17 protein-coding genes and 2 pseudogenes are annotated in these 17518 nt (G+C 59.9%); 9 read left to right on the forward strand and 10 right to left on the reverse strand.

Translation table 11 applies throughout. The features are described 5' to 3' along the window. The 3 genes from HYG81_RS43810 to HYG81_RS43820 all read left to right on the forward strand — a co-directional run bounded on the left by HYG81_RS43810 (nt 1) and on the right by HYG81_RS43820 (nt 2226). Nucleotides 1-588, forward strand: a complete 588-nt coding sequence (locus HYG81_RS43810; protein WP_226778635.1) for a TlpA family protein disulfide reductase — start codon at nt 1-3, stop codon at nt 586-588. Further along, nucleotides 585-1247: a cytochrome c biogenesis CcdA family protein gene (locus HYG81_RS43815; protein WP_226778636.1), complete on the forward strand. Its 663-nt coding sequence runs from the start codon at nt 585-587 to the stop codon at nt 1245-1247. Before HYG81_RS43810 ends, HYG81_RS43815 begins: the two co-directional genes overlap by 4 nt. Nucleotides 1248-1686: 439 nt before the next feature. Further along, complete coding sequence (locus HYG81_RS43820) at nt 1687-2226, forward strand: DUF2243 domain-containing protein (protein ID WP_006111116.1); 540 nt, start codon at nt 1687-1689, stop codon at nt 2224-2226. A 522-nt stretch (nt 2227-2748) separates the two neighbouring features. Here the strand turns inward: HYG81_RS43820 and HYG81_RS43825 are convergent. The 3 genes from HYG81_RS43825 to HYG81_RS43835 all read right to left on the reverse strand — a co-directional run bounded on the left by HYG81_RS43825 (nt 2749) and on the right by HYG81_RS43835 (nt 4585). Then, on the reverse strand, nt 2749-3174 hold the full coding sequence (locus tag HYG81_RS43825; protein ID WP_226778637.1) for an EamA family transporter: 426 nt from the start codon (nt 3172-3174) through the stop codon (nt 2749-2751). A 234-nt stretch (nt 3175-3408) separates the two neighbouring features. Then, nucleotides 3409-4332, reverse strand: coding sequence for a sulfite exporter TauE/SafE family protein (locus tag HYG81_RS43830; protein WP_226778638.1), 924 nt, complete (start codon nt 4330-4332; stop codon nt 3409-3411). A 91-nt stretch (nt 4333-4423) separates the two neighbouring features. After that, the gene (locus HYG81_RS43835; RefSeq protein ID WP_226778639.1) at nt 4424-4585 is read right to left on the reverse strand and encodes a hypothetical protein; all 162 of its coding nucleotides are present in this window, start codon (nt 4583-4585) and stop codon (nt 4424-4426) included. Nucleotides 4586-4664: 79 nt separating this feature from the next. Between HYG81_RS43835 and HYG81_RS43840 the strand changes: the two genes are divergently transcribed. Further along, entirely contained in the window at nt 4665-5036 is a 372-nt protein-coding gene (locus tag HYG81_RS43840; RefSeq protein ID WP_226778640.1) for a thioredoxin family protein, read from the forward strand. Nucleotides 5037-5071: 35 nt separating this feature from the next. Here the strand turns inward: HYG81_RS43840 and HYG81_RS43845 are convergent. After that, a pseudogene (locus HYG81_RS43845) lies at nt 5072-6830 on the reverse strand (carbamoyltransferase family protein). Nucleotides 6831-6890: 60 nt separating this feature from the next. Between HYG81_RS43845 and HYG81_RS43850 the strand changes: the two are divergent. Next, the gene (locus HYG81_RS43850; protein ID WP_226778641.1) at nt 6891-7133 is read left to right on the forward strand and encodes a hypothetical protein; all 243 of its coding nucleotides are present in this window, start codon (nt 6891-6893) and stop codon (nt 7131-7133) included. Between the two features lie 142 nt (nt 7134-7275). On the opposite strand, the pseudogene HYG81_RS43855 reads toward HYG81_RS43850, so the two are convergent. Further along, a pseudogene (locus tag HYG81_RS43855) lies at nt 7276-8386 on the reverse strand (MBL fold metallo-hydrolase). 261 nt (nt 8387-8647) lie between these two features. Here HYG81_RS43855 and HYG81_RS43860 point away from each other — a divergent pair. After that, a complete protein-coding gene (locus HYG81_RS43860; protein ID WP_226778642.1) occupies nt 8648-10489 on the forward strand; it encodes a multicopper oxidase family protein in 1842 nt (613 codons plus the stop codon). Between the two features lie 94 nt (nt 10490-10583). Here HYG81_RS43860 and HYG81_RS43865 read toward each other — a convergent pair whose 3' ends face one another. The 3 genes from HYG81_RS43865 to HYG81_RS43875 all read right to left on the reverse strand — a co-directional run bounded on the left by HYG81_RS43865 (nt 10584) and on the right by HYG81_RS43875 (nt 12278). Further along, nucleotides 10584-10991: a helix-turn-helix domain-containing protein gene (locus HYG81_RS43865; protein WP_226778643.1), complete on the reverse strand. Its 408-nt coding sequence runs from the start codon at nt 10989-10991 to the stop codon at nt 10584-10586. Between the two features lie 102 nt (nt 10992-11093). Continuing rightward, on the reverse strand, nt 11094-12131 hold the full coding sequence (locus HYG81_RS43870; RefSeq protein WP_226778644.1) for a sulfite exporter TauE/SafE family protein: 1038 nt from the start codon (nt 12129-12131) through the stop codon (nt 11094-11096). Further along, entirely contained in the window at nt 12132-12278 is a 147-nt protein-coding gene (locus HYG81_RS43875; protein WP_226778645.1) for a DUF7512 family protein, read from the reverse strand. 337 nt (nt 12279-12615) lie between these two features. On the opposite strand from HYG81_RS43875, the gene HYG81_RS43880 reads away from it, so the two are divergent. Continuing rightward, nucleotides 12616-13461, forward strand: a complete 846-nt coding sequence (locus HYG81_RS43880) for a universal stress protein (RefSeq protein ID WP_226778646.1) — start codon at nt 12616-12618, stop codon at nt 13459-13461. Nucleotides 13462-13499: 38 nt separating this feature from the next. On the opposite strand, the gene HYG81_RS43885 is transcribed toward HYG81_RS43880, so the two are convergent. Beyond that, nucleotides 13500-14156 carry a helix-turn-helix domain-containing protein gene (locus tag HYG81_RS43885; RefSeq protein ID WP_226778647.1) on the reverse strand — a complete coding sequence of 219 codons (657 nt, stop codon included), beginning with the start codon at nt 14154-14156 and terminating at the stop codon, nt 13500-13502. 110 nt (nt 14157-14266) lie between these two features. Here HYG81_RS43885 and HYG81_RS43890 point away from each other — a divergent pair, with 110 nt between their 5' ends. Next, nucleotides 14267-15610 carry a hypothetical protein gene (locus tag HYG81_RS43890; protein ID WP_226778648.1) on the forward strand — a complete coding sequence of 448 codons (1344 nt, stop codon included), beginning with the start codon at nt 14267-14269 and terminating at the stop codon, nt 15608-15610. Nucleotides 15611-15692: 82 nt separating this feature from the next. Here HYG81_RS43890 and HYG81_RS43895 read toward each other — a convergent pair whose 3' ends face one another. Then, nucleotides 15693-16016: a hypothetical protein gene (locus HYG81_RS43895; protein WP_226778697.1), complete on the reverse strand. Its 324-nt coding sequence runs from the start codon at nt 16014-16016 to the stop codon at nt 15693-15695. Nucleotides 16017-16454: 438 nt separating this feature from the next. On the opposite strand from HYG81_RS43895, the gene HYG81_RS43900 reads away from it, so the two are divergent. Continuing rightward, complete coding sequence (locus HYG81_RS43900; protein ID WP_226778649.1) at nt 16455-17456, forward strand: potassium channel family protein; 1002 nt, start codon at nt 16455-16457, stop codon at nt 17454-17456. Nucleotides 17457-17518: the final 62 nt, after the last annotated feature.

Consider the following 17518-nt stretch of genomic DNA (forward strand, 5'->3'; position numbering starts at 1 on the left):
ATGCGCAGGCGAGATATCCTCGCCGGAGTCGGCAGTTTGGGTACGATCGGTGGCGCAGGAGCGCTGGCGATACGCGGTCCACCGTCGTTCGGAGATGGAACAGACGAAACCCAGAGCGAGAATTCGGATGGAACAGGATCTCCGGACACCGAACCGCTCACGATCGAGACGATCGATGCGCCGGGAAGCGAAGCTGGCGAGGTCCGTGTTCCGGCGTCCGACCGACCCACGTTCATCGATTTCTTCGGCACGTGGTGTCCGCCGTGTATCGAGCAGATGCCCGCACTTGCGGCGGCGAACGATCGCATCGGTGACGACGTGCTGTTCATCTCGATCACGAGCGAAGCGATCGGGCGATCAGTGACGAAAGCAGAACTAGTCGACTGGTGGGAGAAACACGACGGGAACTGGTCTCTCGGCCTCGATCCGACTGCGGAACTGACTGCACGGTATCTCGCGGGCGGCTATCCCTCTGCGGTTGCGATCGATACGTCCGGTCGCGTCCAGTGGTCGGACACCGGCGTCAAAACGGCGGACGAACTCGTGGCGGGGATCGAACAGGCGCTCGAGGCGGGGACGGACGCGTGATCGACGCATCGCTCCTGTCGACGGTCGTCTTCGCACTCACTGCCGGCGTCGCGACCTTCTTTAGCCCCTGTGCGTATCCGCTGTTGTCCGGGTACGTCGGGTTCTACGTCAGCCGGACGGACGGCGACGCATCACTCGGTGGGGCGACGACCCGCGGTATCGCCGCAGGCGTTGGCGTTCTGGGAACGCTCGCAGCCCTCATCGGGGTGACGTTCGTAATCGGTCAGCAGACGCTATCGAACCTCACGATCTTCGAGTCGCTCGTCGGCGGACTACTGGTGATCTTCGGCGCGCTCGTTCTCGCCGGTCGCGCCCCCTCGCTGTCGATTCCGCTTCCGAAGCGGCGCTCGAGTATCTTCGGATTTGGACTCTTCGGTTCGGGGTACGCGCTCGCTGGGGCCGGTTGCGTCGCGCCCGTCTTCCTCGCGGTCGTCGCCCGCTCGCTATCGCTGCCGACCGAGGCGGCGGCGCTCGTCCTGATGACCTACGTCGGTAGCGTAGTCGCCCTGATGATCGCGGTGACGGTCGCGACCGGAATGGGGCTGGTCGCGAGTGCAGGTCGGTTCGCGGCCTACTCGGGACCCCTGAAGCGGCTCGCCGGAGGCCTGATGATCGTGGCTGGGGCCGGACAGCTTTATCTGGCGCTCGTTGTCTATTAGCAGTAATAATAGCACGATTTCATCATTTAGAACAACTCGTGTAACTCACGGTCAGTACAGGTGAAACACACATCGCTCAGTACAGCTACTTCAGTTATCACTCAGTCCAGTAACAAAGACGATGAGGAGAAAGAGTGGAAGAACAAATACGAGGATAATCGCGAAGAAAGAGATAGCCGTGAATAACGGCCCTGAGTTTCCAGAACCCGTCTGGAGGAAAATCAGGATAACAAACCACAGTGTCAGAGTCTGAAAGAAATCCATCACGTCCATGTTCTTAACGTGTTCAAACGAATGAATTATTAACTCACTTTCGATACGTTTGCACACGTAGTTACCGTTCTATACAGATGGTTACGAAAATGATCTCAAAGTACGAGGTTAAATTCACGTTCGCAATAACTCAGAACTTTCTGTGTTGGTAGTAAGCGCAAATACGATGAGCAATCATCCAGACACCACGCGTGATCAGACCCAGAATACGGTGACTCAACGCGCGCTAATCGCAGCAGGAGTATTCGGATTTGGATTCAGCGGGTTAATTGACGTACTCGTTTTGCACCATATCCTCCAGTGGCATCACCTGGTGTCTGGAATCTATCCAATGTACACGCTGGACGGTCTTGAGACAAACATCCTTGCAGATGGGCTGTTCTCACTTGCGATGTTAATTATTATGGGAGTCGGGGCCGGCCTTGTGTGGCAGTCTGAGCGACGAACTGTTGTTCCGTTGGCCGTCCAACCGCTGGCTGGTGCTGCTCTCATCGGTCTCGGCGTGTTCGATGTCTATGACGCCTTCATTGACCACGCTCTGTTAGGCCTTCATCAGCCAGTCGGTCCTGGCGGGAAATCCTTGTCTTGGGGTGGTCAGTATAACCCTCATTGGATAGTGGTCAGCCTCCTCTTCATCACTGCGGGGTACTACGTCTATAGAACGGGGATACAGAATCGTAGTGGCGAGCGGGAAGAAGCCACATAATTTGTCTGCAATTTCATACTCATGTTTGTTCTACGTATCCTCTCAATGCTTGGGTTTCTGTTATACGGAAGTCCGTTACATGGTCCTCCGCAAGCGCCACCGCCACCAGTCCCCCATTGGGTCGTACTGCTCGTTGTTGTTCCTATCCTTTGGCTTGTCATCGGTGGTACAGTACTAATGATCGATTGGCTATTACGACAGTTCTGAAAAGTAGGGACGTGAACAGGACTCATTGAAATGTTACTGTTCCGGTCACGTCGAAGCACAGCAATATGTTCGTATACGTAATTGCTGTTCGTAGAGACAAACGATGGAACGCTGCGGGTTGGAATCTACTCACTCTCTATCAAGAACAGCGTGTTGAAGACAGAGCGGAAATTCAGCACGGCACCCTACTCTCTCTGATCACTACTAAGAACAGCGTTTGAAGGGGCTACTCGTTTATTTTTCTGAGTAGAAGACGCGCCTTGACTTATTTTTCTGGGAATACTATCCTGTGCCCAATAATTGCGTAGGACAGATCTATCGGGTAACCAAGACGACCCCAATAACTGTGAACGCTATCCCAGCAAGTCTCGTTATCGTAACTTCGTCTCCGAGGACGACCATACCGATGATGGCCGCAATGACGAAGTACATCGCACCGAGAGTAGAGACGATTGTTGTTGACCCTCCAGAGAGGCCAACGTACATCGAAATAAGGCCTATTCCGGTGAACAACCCGGCCGTACCAGCGAGCAGTCCTCCTCTCACAGTGATGGCGAGCGATGCGTCCGAAACGAGGATGAATCCGAGTGCGAAGGGCCCCGCAACAAGATAGGAGATCGCGGCGGCCGTCCTCGGGTCGATGGACTCCGACGCAGCGTTGCCCAAGACTACCCAAATTCCCCACGTTACCATTGTAATCAACCCAAAGAAAACAGCCGAATCTATCTCAGGGAACCCCATCGTGTGCGATCTCCATCGCCACTGGAAAACACCTCTCCCTTCATTATCTGCGATTCTTAAACAGTCTCCGTTCAAGAACAGAGCGCGTTAGTGTGCTACAATATGCAACACGACTCAACAGATATCATCGATAACTGATAGAGATCCGCCATTCAGTTCGCACACGTACTTACCGGATCAAGTGCTCCAGTTTCAGGTGCCGTTTTGCATACTAAACCCGTATTCCAACGACTGTTAGAAGAACAGCGCCGGCACGGAGTTCCGGAAGATGTTGAGCGAGATAACGAACAGGAGTCCGACGACGAACCAGTTGAACGCGCGCTCGTCGAACTCGAGGCGTCGGAGATACGTCCCCACCAGTAGGCCGACGATCGTGACGACGGCGATCACCGACCCGAGCCAGAGCCGGTAGGTCGTCAGGAGATCGGTGAACAGCGCCATCTGTATGATACGAACCGTAAATATCGTTCCGAGAACCATTGCCAACCCGCCGATGTATCGCTCGGCATCCCGCTCGAAGGTGTGGAAGTACGCCGGGAGCAGCGGCCCGAGATTCGCGAGAGCGAGCAGGAAGCCTTGGGAAAACCCAGCCATACCGAGGGCGACTGGGTGGTGTGCTTCATCGACCGTGACGAAGTTCTGGACGACCTGAAAGACAACGTAACTGAGGAGGACGAGTCCGATAACGAAGGGGACGAGCGGTCCGGCGCTGTACGTTGCCAACGCTGCGACGCCGATAATAGTCCCAATAACGGCGAGCAATAGGAGCGACCACTCCTCGCGAACGAACGACCGCCCCGTTCCGGTTTCCGCGATCTGGAACATATTGAGCATCCACGGGGGAATCGCCAAGACGACGACGGCGACGGTCGGATCGATCACCGTCGCGAATATCGGTGTCATGATGAGCGAGTAGCCAAAGCCGGTCATTCCCTTGACGATGCCAGCGACAATCGCGACCATGCTCAGTACGGCGAGCAATCCGACTGAAAGTTCGGACTGAACGCCCCGTCCGGCGTTCTCGAAACCCGGGAAGAAGACGATCGAGGCGACGAGAACGGTCAGCGTCGCGCCGACCATCGTCACCTCGCGGTACTGAAACTCGAAGAGATTGGTGAAGAACTGTTCGACATCGACTGTAGTTTCGGGAGCACTCATACTAGTTCGAAGGCGCATCTCGACCGATCGAGATCGCCGTTTCGAGGACATCGGTCGGCCATCCGTATTCCACTGTGTTATTCGGCGAAATTTATCGAAGCTCGAGTTGCGTATAATCTGGAGAAGCGGCGAATACAGCCTTCTCGAACTCGTTCACAGGGATAACTCGAGAAACAGCTCTGTCGTCTATAGCGGCAATATTAGCCACCAGTTTTCCGATCGTCGGTACGCGGTCGTCACCATCTTCGTTCATGGATCGATCGACCGGTTGCACAATAGTATTGTACACCTTCTGCAAAACACTGATACGCATTCGGACCCTAGCAGTGTTGATGACCGAACCCACACCCTCAGAGGTGACCGACGATGGTCGCGCGACCCAGAAACCCGTCCAGTTACACGACGTGGCCGACTACGACGACCTGCTCGCGGCACACGACCTCGTCTTGCTCGAGTTCGTCACGTCCGGCTGTGGAATCTGTGCGTCGATGGAGCCGGTGCTCAGCGGGGTCGCGCGCAGCGCACCTGGCGTCGTGGCGACGGTGAACGCCGGTCTCGTCCCGGATCTCGCCGCCGAGTTCGGCGTCCAGAGCGTCCCGACGCTCGTCGTCCTGCGCGACGGCGAGGAAGTCGCCCGCCTCGACGACGGGTTCCAGAGCACTGAAACGCTCGTGGACATCCTCGAGACGCACGCGGCGCGCTAACGTCGCCGACGACTGTCCCGAGGACGGTCTCGCTGCTACTGCTGTATCGGGTCCAGCGCGTCTCCCGAACGGAGTGCCAGGTCCGAACGCCGATCCGTTTTCGTCACGTCCTTTTCGACCACGAGGTCCTCGAGGACGAGCACGTCGAGTCCCATCCCGTAGAAGTCCTTGATCGCCTGCGTCGGCGTCCGGACGATCGGTTCGGCGTGATCGTTGAACGAGGTGTTGAGGACGACCGGCACACCGGTGATGTCGGCGAACTCGCCGATGAGCCGGTGATAGCGCGGGTGCTGGTCCTCGCGAACGGTCTGGGGGCGCGTCGAGTCGTCGGCCGGATGCAAGACGGCCTCGAGTTCGTCGGTTCGCTCGGGCCGGATGTCGTAGGCATCGATCATGAACGGCGCTGAACCGCCGTCGATGAGGTACTCCTCGGCGGCCGACTCGAGCATCGAGGGAGCGAACGGTCGCCACTCCTCGCGGTGTTTGACGAACCGGTTGACCCGGTCGCGAGACGCGGCGGTGCGGGGATCGGCGAGGATGCTCCTGGCGCCGAGCGCTCGCGGCCCCATCTCCAGCCGGCCCTGGAACCAGCCGACGAGGTCGCCGTCGGCGAGTCGTTCGGCGACGTTAGCGCGCCGCGTGCGTCTCGAGGGTCGAGCGGATCTCCTCGGTCTCGTACTCGGGGCCGAGATAGACATCGGTCTGCCGGTCGACGGCCGATGGCGGCTGTCCCGCCCATCCCGCACCGAGCGCGAGCCCCGCGTCGTTGGCGACCGGCTGGACGAAGACGTCGTCGACGTGTGGTGACTCACGAACGCACTTGTTCAGCTTGCAGTTCAGCGCGACGCCGCCGGCGAGTGCGACGTTCGCCGTGTTCAACTGATCGACGGCTGTCTCCGCGATGTCGACGACCGTCTCCTCGAGCAGTTTCTGAGCGGTGTGTGCGAGGTCTTTCTCCCACTGGTCGAAGTCGCCGGGCGTCTCGTTTCGAGGACGGCCGAACTCGCCCTCGAGGATTTCGACGCCGTGGCCGGTCCCCCAGCGCTTCGTCAGGTCGGTGACGTCGTAGTCCGTGCCCGTGTCGATCAGGTCGCGCAGGACGCTCTCGATCTCCGGGTTGTCCTCGCCGTAGGGTGCCAGTCCCATCACTTTCCCCTCGCCGTTGAACATCCGGTAGCCGAGGTACTCCGTGACGACCGCGAAGAAGAGCCCGAGACTGTTCGGGTGTTCATAAGTGTACGCGCGTGTCAGGCCGTCCTCGTCGCCGCGCCAGACGACCGTCGAGTCATACTCGCCTTTCGCGTCGAGCGTGAGGACGACCCCCTCGTCGAACCCCGACGGGTGGAACGCGCTCGCGGCGTGACAGCGGTGATGCGAAATCGTCTCGACCGGCGGCACCGGCGAACCGATCGACTCGAGGCGGTTCTCGATCTGTCGGGTCGGGACGAACCGACTCCGAACCTGCGTGACGAGCGTCTCCTCGAGCGCGGAGAGTTTTCGTCCGACTCCGGGCGCTCGGATCGCATCAGAAACGTAGTGTGAAGCGATCTTGCCACGGAGTTGCGGCTCGTATGGAAGAAAGATACGATCCAGGTCCGAAAGGGTCAGATTTCGATGGTCGAGACACGCCCGAATCGCGTGTTCGGGAAACGTATCCGTGGCGTGTTTTTCCCGCGTGTATCGCTCTTCCTCGACGCCGAAGACGGGCGTCCCGTCATCGAAAAGAACGGCGCTCGGGTCGTGCTGGCCGTAGAGTCCGATCGCCGGTTTGAACGCGAGTTGATAGTCAGTCATGGCTCGTGAAAGTGGTGTATCGTAACCTAATCCAGGGGACGGCAAAACGACGCTGACGATTTGCTGGGTCAGCAAATCGTCGGCGACGCAGTCGTGTTCGTCGTCGCCGCACTGGCGGTCCGCATTCTCACGGATCTCGACGCGATCGAGCACTCTGCCCGAGACCTCGCCCGGCGCGACGCCTGCGAGCAGTCCACCGACCGTCAGTGTCAGCTACCGCTCGAGGTGTATTCACGGTTCTCGTCGCCCCTTCTCCGACAGCAGAAATCGGTATCCCCGATCGAACTGGATACCGGTTCGTGAACGGGAAAACTGTTCCGTTGGGGCAGGAATCCGCTGGGCCGCACGTTCGTCTTCCACTTCCCGTTAGCGAACTCGAACTGTTCTCTCACGACGGTCGTCCAGAGCCCCGACGACAGCGTGACCGTTCGACCGACTGACGACGTTAGTTCGCGGCGCAGTTGTTCGGCCCGAGTTCGAGCGCCTCGACGTCGCCGACGGGTTGCTCCCTGCCCCAGTTGATCTGCTTGATCTCGTTGTAGTTCGCTGGTTCGTCCGCGAGGCTCTCGACGATGGTTTCGACGAACGCTTCCTCGTCGCCGTCCCCGACGTAACTCAGGAGTTCGTTGGTCGTCTCTTCTCGGAGGTCGCCGAATTCGGTCGCCAGCGGGCGAATCGACTCGTCGCTGAAGTGACCCGGAAGGACGACGGTTTCGTCCTCGAGAGCCGTCAGTCGCTCGAGACTGTCGAACAGCTGGCCGGCGGCCTCGCGGACGGCCTCCTCCGCGCCGTCCTCGAGGTCAGGGCGGCCGACGCTGCGGAGGAACAGCGTGTCCCCGGATAGCACCGCGTCGCCGAACCGGAACGAGACGCTGCCGGGAGTGTGTCCCGGCGTGTGGAGCACCTCGAGGTCGCGGTCGCCGACGGAAACCGTCTCGCCGCCCGCGAGTTCCGTGACGTCCTCGAGTTCGCCGGCGTCGTCCCCGTGGAGGTAGTAGGGGACATCGAGTTCGCCGGGCGCCCGAGACGTGGTCCGCGTGGGCGTGGCTGTCCGCGACGCCGACGATCTCGAGATCGCGCTCGTCGGCCGCGTTCAGATACCGATCGATGTACTGACTCGGATCGACGACGACGGCCTCGTCACCGTCGTGGGCGAGATAGGAGACGCAGCCCGTGCCGGGGCGGACGATCTGGACGACGCCGTCGGCGGCGTCGACATCGTACTGACGGTGGACGCGACCCCAGCCGTTCATCCCGTCGTCGACCGACTTCGCGTCGAACCCGTGTTCGCGGAGGAATTCCGCCGCTCGCGTGGACGTGATACCGGCGACGCAGACGACCGCGATCTCCGTGTCTTTCGGCAGTTCGTCCAGTTGCTCTTCGAGCGTGGAGTAGTCGTACTCCAGCAGTTCGTCGTAGATAGGAACGTTCGTGCTCCCGTCGATCTGCCACTCCTCGTAGTCGTCCTCGTTCCTGACGTCGAGGACGAAGAGGTCTTCCCCGTCTTCTTCGATACGCCGTGCGACTTCCGCCGGATCGAAGTTGGTATTGCTCATTATGCCCAATTCTATACGACGACGCTTCTTAAGTTCGTCGGTCAGTTCGGGCGCGCTCGACTCGAGCGAGCGACGCAGCCGATTCGTCTGCACACCGGACCTGGTGGGCCCACACGACGATCTCATTGTCCTACGGAAGACGCCGAAAATCCTGAACGAGCCGCCAATAGGGTCGAACGACGATGTCCCCTGTTCCGATTCCGACGAAGTAGGAATTGGCCGGAACTGCATATACGGGGTATTCATAGATACGATTGAATCATGGGTGATCAGACTGAGCCGACCGGACCGAGTATCTCACGCCGGGAGCTCTGCATCGCAGCCGGTGCCACGGGTATCTCGGCTCTCGCGGGCTGTTCGGCGCCGACGAATCCGTCTCGAGCCGAGAGCGCGACGACGATAACGGACCACTCGTCGCCGGACCTCGAGAAGTGGGTCGACGAGGTCCCCCGACCGGGCGTCGTGGAACCGTCCGGAACGAAGGACGGACAGCCCCAATACGAGATCGAGATGCGCGAGGTCGAACAGAAACTCCACCGCGATCTCCCGGCGACGACCGTCTGGGGCTACGACGGGCAGTTTCCCGGCCCGACGATCGAAGCCGAGCAGGGCGAACCGATCTACGTTCGCTGGACGAACGGCCTCCCGGACGAGCACCTCCTCCCCGTAGACACGACGATCCACAGCGATATCATTCCGTACGATATGCCGGGCGTCCGGACCGTAACGCACCTCCACGGCGGAAACGTCGAGTCCGAAAGCGACGGGCACGCGCAGGCGTGGTACACTCGGAACTTCGAAGAGACGGGCCCCGAGTTCCAGAAGAAAGACTACTACTACGTGAACGACCAGCCGCCGGCGACGCTGTGGTATCACGACCACTCGCTCGGTATCACACGGCTCAACGTGTACGCCGGACTTGCGGGGTTCTACCTCCTGCGGAACGACCACGAACGGAGCCTCGATCTGCCCGAGGGCGAGTACGAGATCCCGCTCGTTTTCCAGGATCGGAGTTTCGAGGAGGACGGATCGCTGTTCTATCCGACGGCCATCTCGGACGAGCAAGCCGGCAGCGACGAGTCGCTTCCCGATCCGAGTATCGTTCCGCAGTTCTATGGGGACACGTCCGTCGTCAACGGGAAGGCCTGGCCGCGCCTCTCCGTCGAACCCAGATCGTATCGATTCCGGCTCCTCAACGGGTCGAATAGCCGATACTACACTCTCAAACTCCGCCAATACGACGAGTCGTCGGGCGAGGCCGGCGATGACGGGCCGTCGTTCGTCCAGATCGGAAACGACGGCGGCCTCCTCTCGACGCCGGTCGAGATCGAGGACCGCCTCGAACTCGGTGCAGGCCAGCGCGCCGATGTCGTCGTCGACTTTGCCGAACACGCCGGTGAGACGCTGCTGCTCCACAACGACGCGCCCGCTCAGTATCGCGGCAGGACGGGTTTGGGGGACGACGACGACATCGTTTCGCTCCCCGAGATCATGGTCGTGGACGTCGGCGATGACGGGAACTCACAGGACGCGTCCGAAGTCCCCGACGAACTGACCCGCGTTCCGGACATCCCGGTCGATTCGGTCGACAACGAGCGATATCTCACGCTCAACGGCGGTGCGACCGACGACTACGGCCGGCTGCTCCACTTGCTCGGAACGGCAGATGAGCGGGACGGCCTCGAGATCGACGACCCCGTGACTGAGGAACCCACGCTCGGTGACACCGAGATCTGGAGTTTCGCCAACCGGAGCTCAATGTCCCATCCGATGCACCTCCACCTCGTGCACTTCCAGATGTTGGGACGACAATCGATGGGGGACTACGATCCGGACGAGGACGAGATCGATCTCGAGGCGCTCGAGGCACCCGAGCCGTACGAACGAGGATGGAACGACGTGATCACCGTCGATCCCGGTGAAATCGTCCACGTGATCGTCCATTTCGGCGAGCACGACGGGCTGTTCAACGACCAGACGGGCACGTACATGTGGCACTGCCACATGATCGAACACGAGGACCACGACATGATGCGGCCGTTCACCGTCCGACCGAACGACGGCGATGGTGACGACAACGACGATTCGACGACCCGCCGCTGAAGCGGTTGGCTCGGCGGGAGGCTCCCCTCAGCGAAACGATCTCGAAGCGATTCGTGGAGAGTGAGCGTGAACGTGAGTCGCGGCCGGTAGACGATTAGCTCTGGGCGGGGATCTCGGTGTCAGCTTCGGCGTGTTCGTACTTGTTCTCGAATTCCTGGATGAGTTGCCCCATCTTCGCGTACCAGTCGTTGAGCTTTCGCTGCATATCGTTCGCGATCTGGGTCGGATCCGTCGGGTAGTAGACGTGGTAGTAGCCGCCCTGCTCGTAGTTGATCTGCTCTTTCTGGATGAAGCCGCTCTGGAGCAACCGTTGGATCGATCGGTATGCGGTCGAACGCTCGCGGTCGACCTGCTCGGCAACCTCGTCGATCGTCAGCGCTTCCTCGCTCTCGACCATCACGCGGAAACAGTCCTTGTCGAGTTGCTTGAGCCCGTGAATACACTCGAGTAGCCCTTCGCACTCCATATCCTGCTGCAGTTGTTCCGCCATCGAACTAGCCATTGTACTACTAACCGGTAGGGACTGCGTCGGTATAAGGGTTGTGCGAATATTGTACAATCTCGATGAACCGAGATAGAAACGGTACGAGCGGCGGCTATAGCGTCAGTCCACGGATGTCGCAGCTGCGTTCGACTGCGCTCGCATCGTCGTGATCGTGCTGTAGATCACGGCCCCGCTGACCATGAACGCCGAGAGCAGGATCAGCGCGAAGCTGACCGTATTCAGTACGTCCATCCCGAGGTAGTCGCCTGCCTGACGGAACGCGACGGCGATCGAACCGCCGACCAGCATTAGCCCGAAGTAGATCTTGATGTCGTCTTCGTCGACGATACCGGTCGCGGCCGAGCCGATCCGGGCACCGAGCGCACTCCCAGCGAGCAGCGGTGCGACGATCGAGAGGTCGACGCCGCCGTTGAGTCCGTAGGTGAACGCGCCGAACCCGCCCGAGAAGACGATCTCGAAGAGGTCGGTCCCGACCGCGATGGGAACCGGGACACCGATGAGGTAGACCATGGCGGGCATCTTGATGAAACCGCCACCGACACCCAGGAAACCCGACAGCAGACCCGTGGCGAACGCGACGACCAGAATCAACCAGAGCGAGACCTGGATCCCGCCGGCAACTGTCATCATCGGCGGGATACGGTAAGACTGAATCCGCTTCGCGAGGGGTGGAATCGCGTCCGGATCGATCTCCCCGTCGGACTCGTGGTGGCTGCCACTCGAATCGTCTCCGCCGTCGTTTACGAGCGCATTTCGGGTGACGAACAGCCCGACCGCACCCAACAGGACGACGTACGTGATGCCGATGGCACCACTGGCGAGTCCCAATTCCTCGAGATAGTACACTATCCGACTCCCTACCTCGATACCGCTTGTCGTCCCGACAATCATCAGTCCGCCAAGTTTGTAGTCGACCTGGCCGAGGTCGCGGTGTTTCAGCGTCGCGATCATGGCCGTCCCGAAGACGAAGGCCATGCCGCTCCCGACGGCGACTCTGGCGGGATATCCCATCACGAGTAACGCCGGTGTGACGAGGAACGAACCGCCCATGCCAAAGAAGCCGAATAGGACGCCGACCATGAAGCCGAAGCTTACGAACAGTGCGAGCGTCATCAGGGCGATTCCGAATAGCTCCATCTATGCGCGTGTGATTCTCTCGACGATCGGCGCTGCGACTCGCTCGAGCGCGCCGTACCCGACGTAGAGGACGAACGCCTCGAGGAGGACAGCGCCAACGAGGGCGCCTGACTGTACTGCTGACGAATACGCTGCGAGGTCGATCATCGATACCGACCTCCGTCGCCCGATTGTGTGCGGAGCATAGGTTTCTACTCGGTATCGTCTATCCGGAGGACGGATATAACACTTTTGGGAATTCCGCACAATATTACTGCAGTCTATCTCACGGCTATCCAACGAGAATATTCCAGTAAGTTATACGGAGCCGAGGAACGAACCGACGGAGACTCCTTCCGCTGGCGCGCGGTCGGAACGCGGTGTCAGCGGATTCGTGGCGAGACGGAGTCGGCGTCGCAATACCTACAGATCGGTTACGACTGATAATTCGGAGTAGGTATTGGTTTGCACAAACAATATTATGCGTCCGAAGCCTACGACCGGTATGATAGCGATCTGTGCGACCGATCTCTCGGCCGCCAGCGAGGCGACGATCGAGAGCGAGACCTGTCTCGAGTGTCTCGGCCGAATCGGCGTCGAGGAGATCCACCTCGTGACCGTGATCCCGTCGAACGTCCACGCGGGGATGCCCGGTATCGACTTCGCAGCGCGACGCGAGCGAGCGCTCGATCGCTATCGCAGCGTCATCGAAGACGCGGGCTTCGACGTCGAAGCACACGTCGTTCGCGGGACGCCCCATCGACGCATCAACGGGATCGCAGAGGCGGTCGGCGCTAGCCTTACAGTCATCGGCTCGCGCGGAAAGAGTCCGCTTGAGAACCGCGTTATCGGATCGACTGCACGCAATCTCGCGCGAACGACGATCGTCCCACTGCTAGTCAACCGGATCGAACGCGGGGCGGACGAGCCAGCCGTCGTCCGCGAACACCTGTTTCGGCGGATGCTGTTCGCGACGGACTTCTCGGAGAACGCCGAGCGGGCGTTCGAGGCGTTCTCGTACCTCCGTCACGCGACGCAGGAGGCGACGCTAGTCCACGTTGAAACGCCGAAGGATCCGGCGCTTCCAGAGGGCGCCGACCCCGAAGCGCGACTGGTGAAGTTGGCGACCAAACTCAAGGACTGGGAGATCGAGACGCGAACGGCGGTCCGTCAAGGTGATCCGGCGGACGAGATTCTCGCTGCGGAAGTCGAGTACGAACCGACGACGATTCTCGTCGGCTCGCGCGGTCACAGCAGGCTCCGCAGACTCTTGCTCGGGAGCGTCTCCGAAGATATCGTCGCACGGGCGGACGGCAACGTTATGCTCGTTCCGCCGGATCGAACGGCGTAACGAGGGCGAACCGTCGGCTCACTCGAGCGTGAACCGGTTCACCGGTCGTGAGAGATGGAGTCGACGCGTTCGTCGGCAAACCAGTGTGCGATCGCGCTCTCCGCGCGATGCAGGACATCGCTACAGGTCGACTTGGTCACGCCGAGCGCCGACGCGACGTCCGTCAGCGTCGCCTCGCGGGGAACGTCGTAGTACCCCGCCTCGAGAGCGGTGCGGAAGACCTCGAGCTGTCGATCCGTCAATAGATTCTCTGCGTCGCTCGCGGCGACGGCATGTACGTACTCGATGTGGTATTCGATGCCATGCTCATCGAACGCGTCGCCGAGCATCGATAACCGGTCCGCACTCGTCGTCAGTTCCCAAGTCACCACGCCGTCTTCGACCGCAAACGGCGCCTCCATTGGAACGCCGGCCTGCTGCATGGGAACGAGCAGTGACGGATTCGATGTCTCGACCTGCAGGAGTGCGGTCTCGTCGTGCTTCCAGAGCAACTCGAGGTCCCGAATATCGCTCCGCTCGTCGATCGCGGCGAGTATCGGGACCGGATTCGACGCCGCCAGTTCGATGACACCGATCGCGACGTCCGATCCCGGCAGCACTGAACTGACTCGAAACGTAGTGTCGGGATAGGCCGTCGAAATCTCGTGGATCCAGAGGGATTCGGGGAGTTGGACGGTGAGTTTCGCCCGTGGCATCAGTATTGATGATTGGCAGTCGAACACCGTAGCATACGCTTCGAACATGTTCGAAGCACCCTGCAATATTCGCGACAACGGATACACAGCGGCCGATCAAACGAACGTGTATGGCTAATACGGATCCGTGCGACCCACGTCCAAGCGACTCCGAACACCGATCCACCCGGCGGACGGCTGATGGACCGACGCTCACTCTGACGCCGTTTCACGTTGCTGGCATCGCCTTCCTGTTTGTCGGTTTCGCGCTCGCTCTCTATCAGGGCCTTCAAGCGTTCGAACTCGTTCCGCAGGTGTCGTGGATCACGTGGACGCACATCCACTTCGTTACAATCGGCGCGTTCACGCAGTTGCTCTTCGGCACGCTGCCACAACTGACGGCGCGGAAACTCGGGCAACCGGGACCGTCAGAAACGGCTATCAAAGCCGTTTTTCTCGGATTGAACGGCGCCGTACTACTCGCCTGGTACGGTCGTGCCTTTGGCGAGCCGCTGTGGTTCGACATCGGTCTTGGGACAATCTGGCTGCTCACGGGCTGGCTGTTCGCTGTCGTTCTCCTGATGGTACACAGAAGCGACGGCGGGCGAGCGCGCGACCCGACCATTGGCCTTTACCTCCTCTCACCGTTCGTCTACCTGATCGGGCTCACGTTCGCGTTCGGACTGTACAGCCACGGCTGGGACGTCCCCGGCGGCTGGTACGGACTCCGGGAGTCACACGTCCACGCCAACGCGTGGGGGTTTCTGGGCCTCGCGGCGATCGGCACGCTGTACGATCTCTTTCCGCGACTCGTGGACGCGGAGCTATACAGCGACCGCCTGAAACGATACTCGTTCCCGCTGTTTGCACTCGGTATCGTCCCGCTCGTCGTCGGACCGGTGCTCGGCATGGGGAAGACGGTGACCGCGATCGGACTAGTACTGTACGCCGCCGGCTACGTTCTCTATATTTACACGCTCGCTCAAACCTACCGGGCCGGCACGCCGAGCGGGACAGCGCTCTCGGTGCTCGTCGCACAGTTGTGGATCCTCGGCCCGGCGAGCTTCGCCCCGTTCGTCTTGTTCGGTATGCCACTCGGTATCCCCGACCCGTGGATCGAGACCGGCGCATTGCACTTCCTTTTCATCGGCTGGGCGCTTCCAATCGCGCTCGCAGGCTCGCTGCTCGTCGCCTACACTCTCGAGTGGCCCCACGGAACCGCTCGAGGTGACGGCGGCGACGGACTCGTCCCCGCGAAGCGTCTCCCGTCGGCCGTCGGACCGAAGTCCGTCCTTGCCTGGAACCTCGCGGTCCTCGCCGTCGGGATCGGTTTCTTCTATCAGGACCAGTCGTGGTCGGCGCTACTGCACGGCTCGGGATTCACTGTCCTCCTCTCACTCTGGGGGTACTATCTGCTGAAGATCGTCGAACAGCGGTGGTCAGTCCGCACGCAGACGTCGTCAACTCGAGTGTGATTTCCGGACTCGACGAGAAAAGCGTTGTATACACCGTCGTCGGGATATCGCGTTCAAAGCTGCTCACAGTCAGCGGCCTGTGCTATTCTGAGTTCTCGCCGAGTGATTGTGTTTCATCAACATCGCTCGGCTGTAGTTGGCGAACGAGATTCAGGTGCATGAGATGTAGGTGCATCCCGATACCGTACAATATTAGTCCCAATCCGACGAAAATGAGCGGAAGGAGTATCGATTCAATTGCCTGAGAGACACTCTCAAGATTCGCCGGCAGAACGCCTATGATCGCCAAGAGAAATGCGCTCACGATCACAAGGTAGCCGACACGGACTGCGCGGGAGTAGTTTCCTACCTGCTGAATCTGATTCTCGATCTCGTCATTAGTGGGAGTCGATTTCTCGGAAGTCATAGCCACGTGTGAGCGACTAGTAGGTTCAGTGGAATAATTGTTCAACTTGCAGCCTATCGGTCGACCGTTTCACACGATCAGCAATCAGAGGGGCAGGTTGCGTACAGAAACGCTGGATTGCGATCACCTCAGCAATCACCGTCTGCCCAGCTCTGTCGTAGCATCCGCCAAACCTCCGTCTTCAAAAGTGGCGATTGTCACACAGCGATGGTCTCGTCTCAAACACCGGACCTCAGATCACTGCAAGAGACTTCTGATCGTTCCGGTTTTCTCGTGACGGACAGCATGCACTGCTAGTCCGCCGTGAATGTTTGCGTTCTCGTCTCTTCACTAGCCGGGTACACTTTCTATATCTCGGCCCGACTACGCTATGGCGATCGCCTCTCGAGTCGGATACGAATCACTCGTAACGCGAATCACAGCAACGATTAGTCAGTAATGAACGTCGCCCTGCTTGCGCTCGGTGTCGCCCTTCTCGCTGCCACTGTCATCGATATCGTCTGGACGACGCTCTGGGTCGAAGGGGGTGCCGGTCCGCTCACGTCTCGACTGATGGCGTGGACGTGGCGCACGCTACGACGAATAGGTGGTCAGAACCCCAGACTGCTCAGCCTGTCCGGACCGTTACTCTTTGTGCTGACCCTCACGATATGGATCGTGCTGCTCTGGGGCGGTTGGACACTCGTCTTCGCCAGCGTCGAGAACGCCCTCATCGATACGCTCAACCGAGGGTCAGTTTCGTGGTCCGATCGTCTCTATTTTACCGGTTATACGATATTCACATTGGGTATCGGAGACTTTGCTCCCACAACAGGACGCTGGCAATTCGTCACGATACTCGCGACTGGGAGCGGATTGCTCTTCGTCACCCTGATCGTCACCTACGCGCTTTCTGTCCTTGAGGCGGTCACCCAGAAACGCGCGTTCGCCAGCACCGTGAGCGCGTTCGGGACCCGTAGTGAGGAACTCGTTCGAACGAGTTGGACCGGCGAGGAATTTCGAGGACTCGAGGTACCGCTGAATACCGTCGCGACGCAGCTCGCGACCCTCACCGAGAATCACAAGGCCTACCCGATCCTTCACTACTTTCACAGCGCCCGGCCGGATCGATCGCCGATCGTCGAAATCGTAGTCCTCGATGAGGCGTTGACGCTTCTCCGGTTCGGCATTCCGAAACGACAGCGGCCGAACGAAATCACGGTTCGAAACGCCCGCACGAGCATCGAGAATTATCTCGAGACACTCCACGAAGGGTTCGTCGAATCCGCGGACAGCCAACCACCCCCGCCGAATCTTCGCCACCTCCGTGAGGAGGGTATCCCGACCATATCGGACGACGAATTCGAGACCGAACTCGACGAACTGGACACACGACGGCGAATACTGTACGGGTTAGTCGAATCCGATGCTCGAGAATGGCCGTCGAGGGAAACCGACTGATTTCCCTGATGCAGACAGACGACCAGTTCCCGGGAATCGGTATCCACCATACCGTTCAAGAC

Source organism: Natrinema zhouii (assembly GCF_013456555.2).
Taxonomy (GTDB): domain Archaea; phylum Halobacteriota; class Halobacteria; order Halobacteriales; family Natrialbaceae; genus Natrinema; species Natrinema zhouii.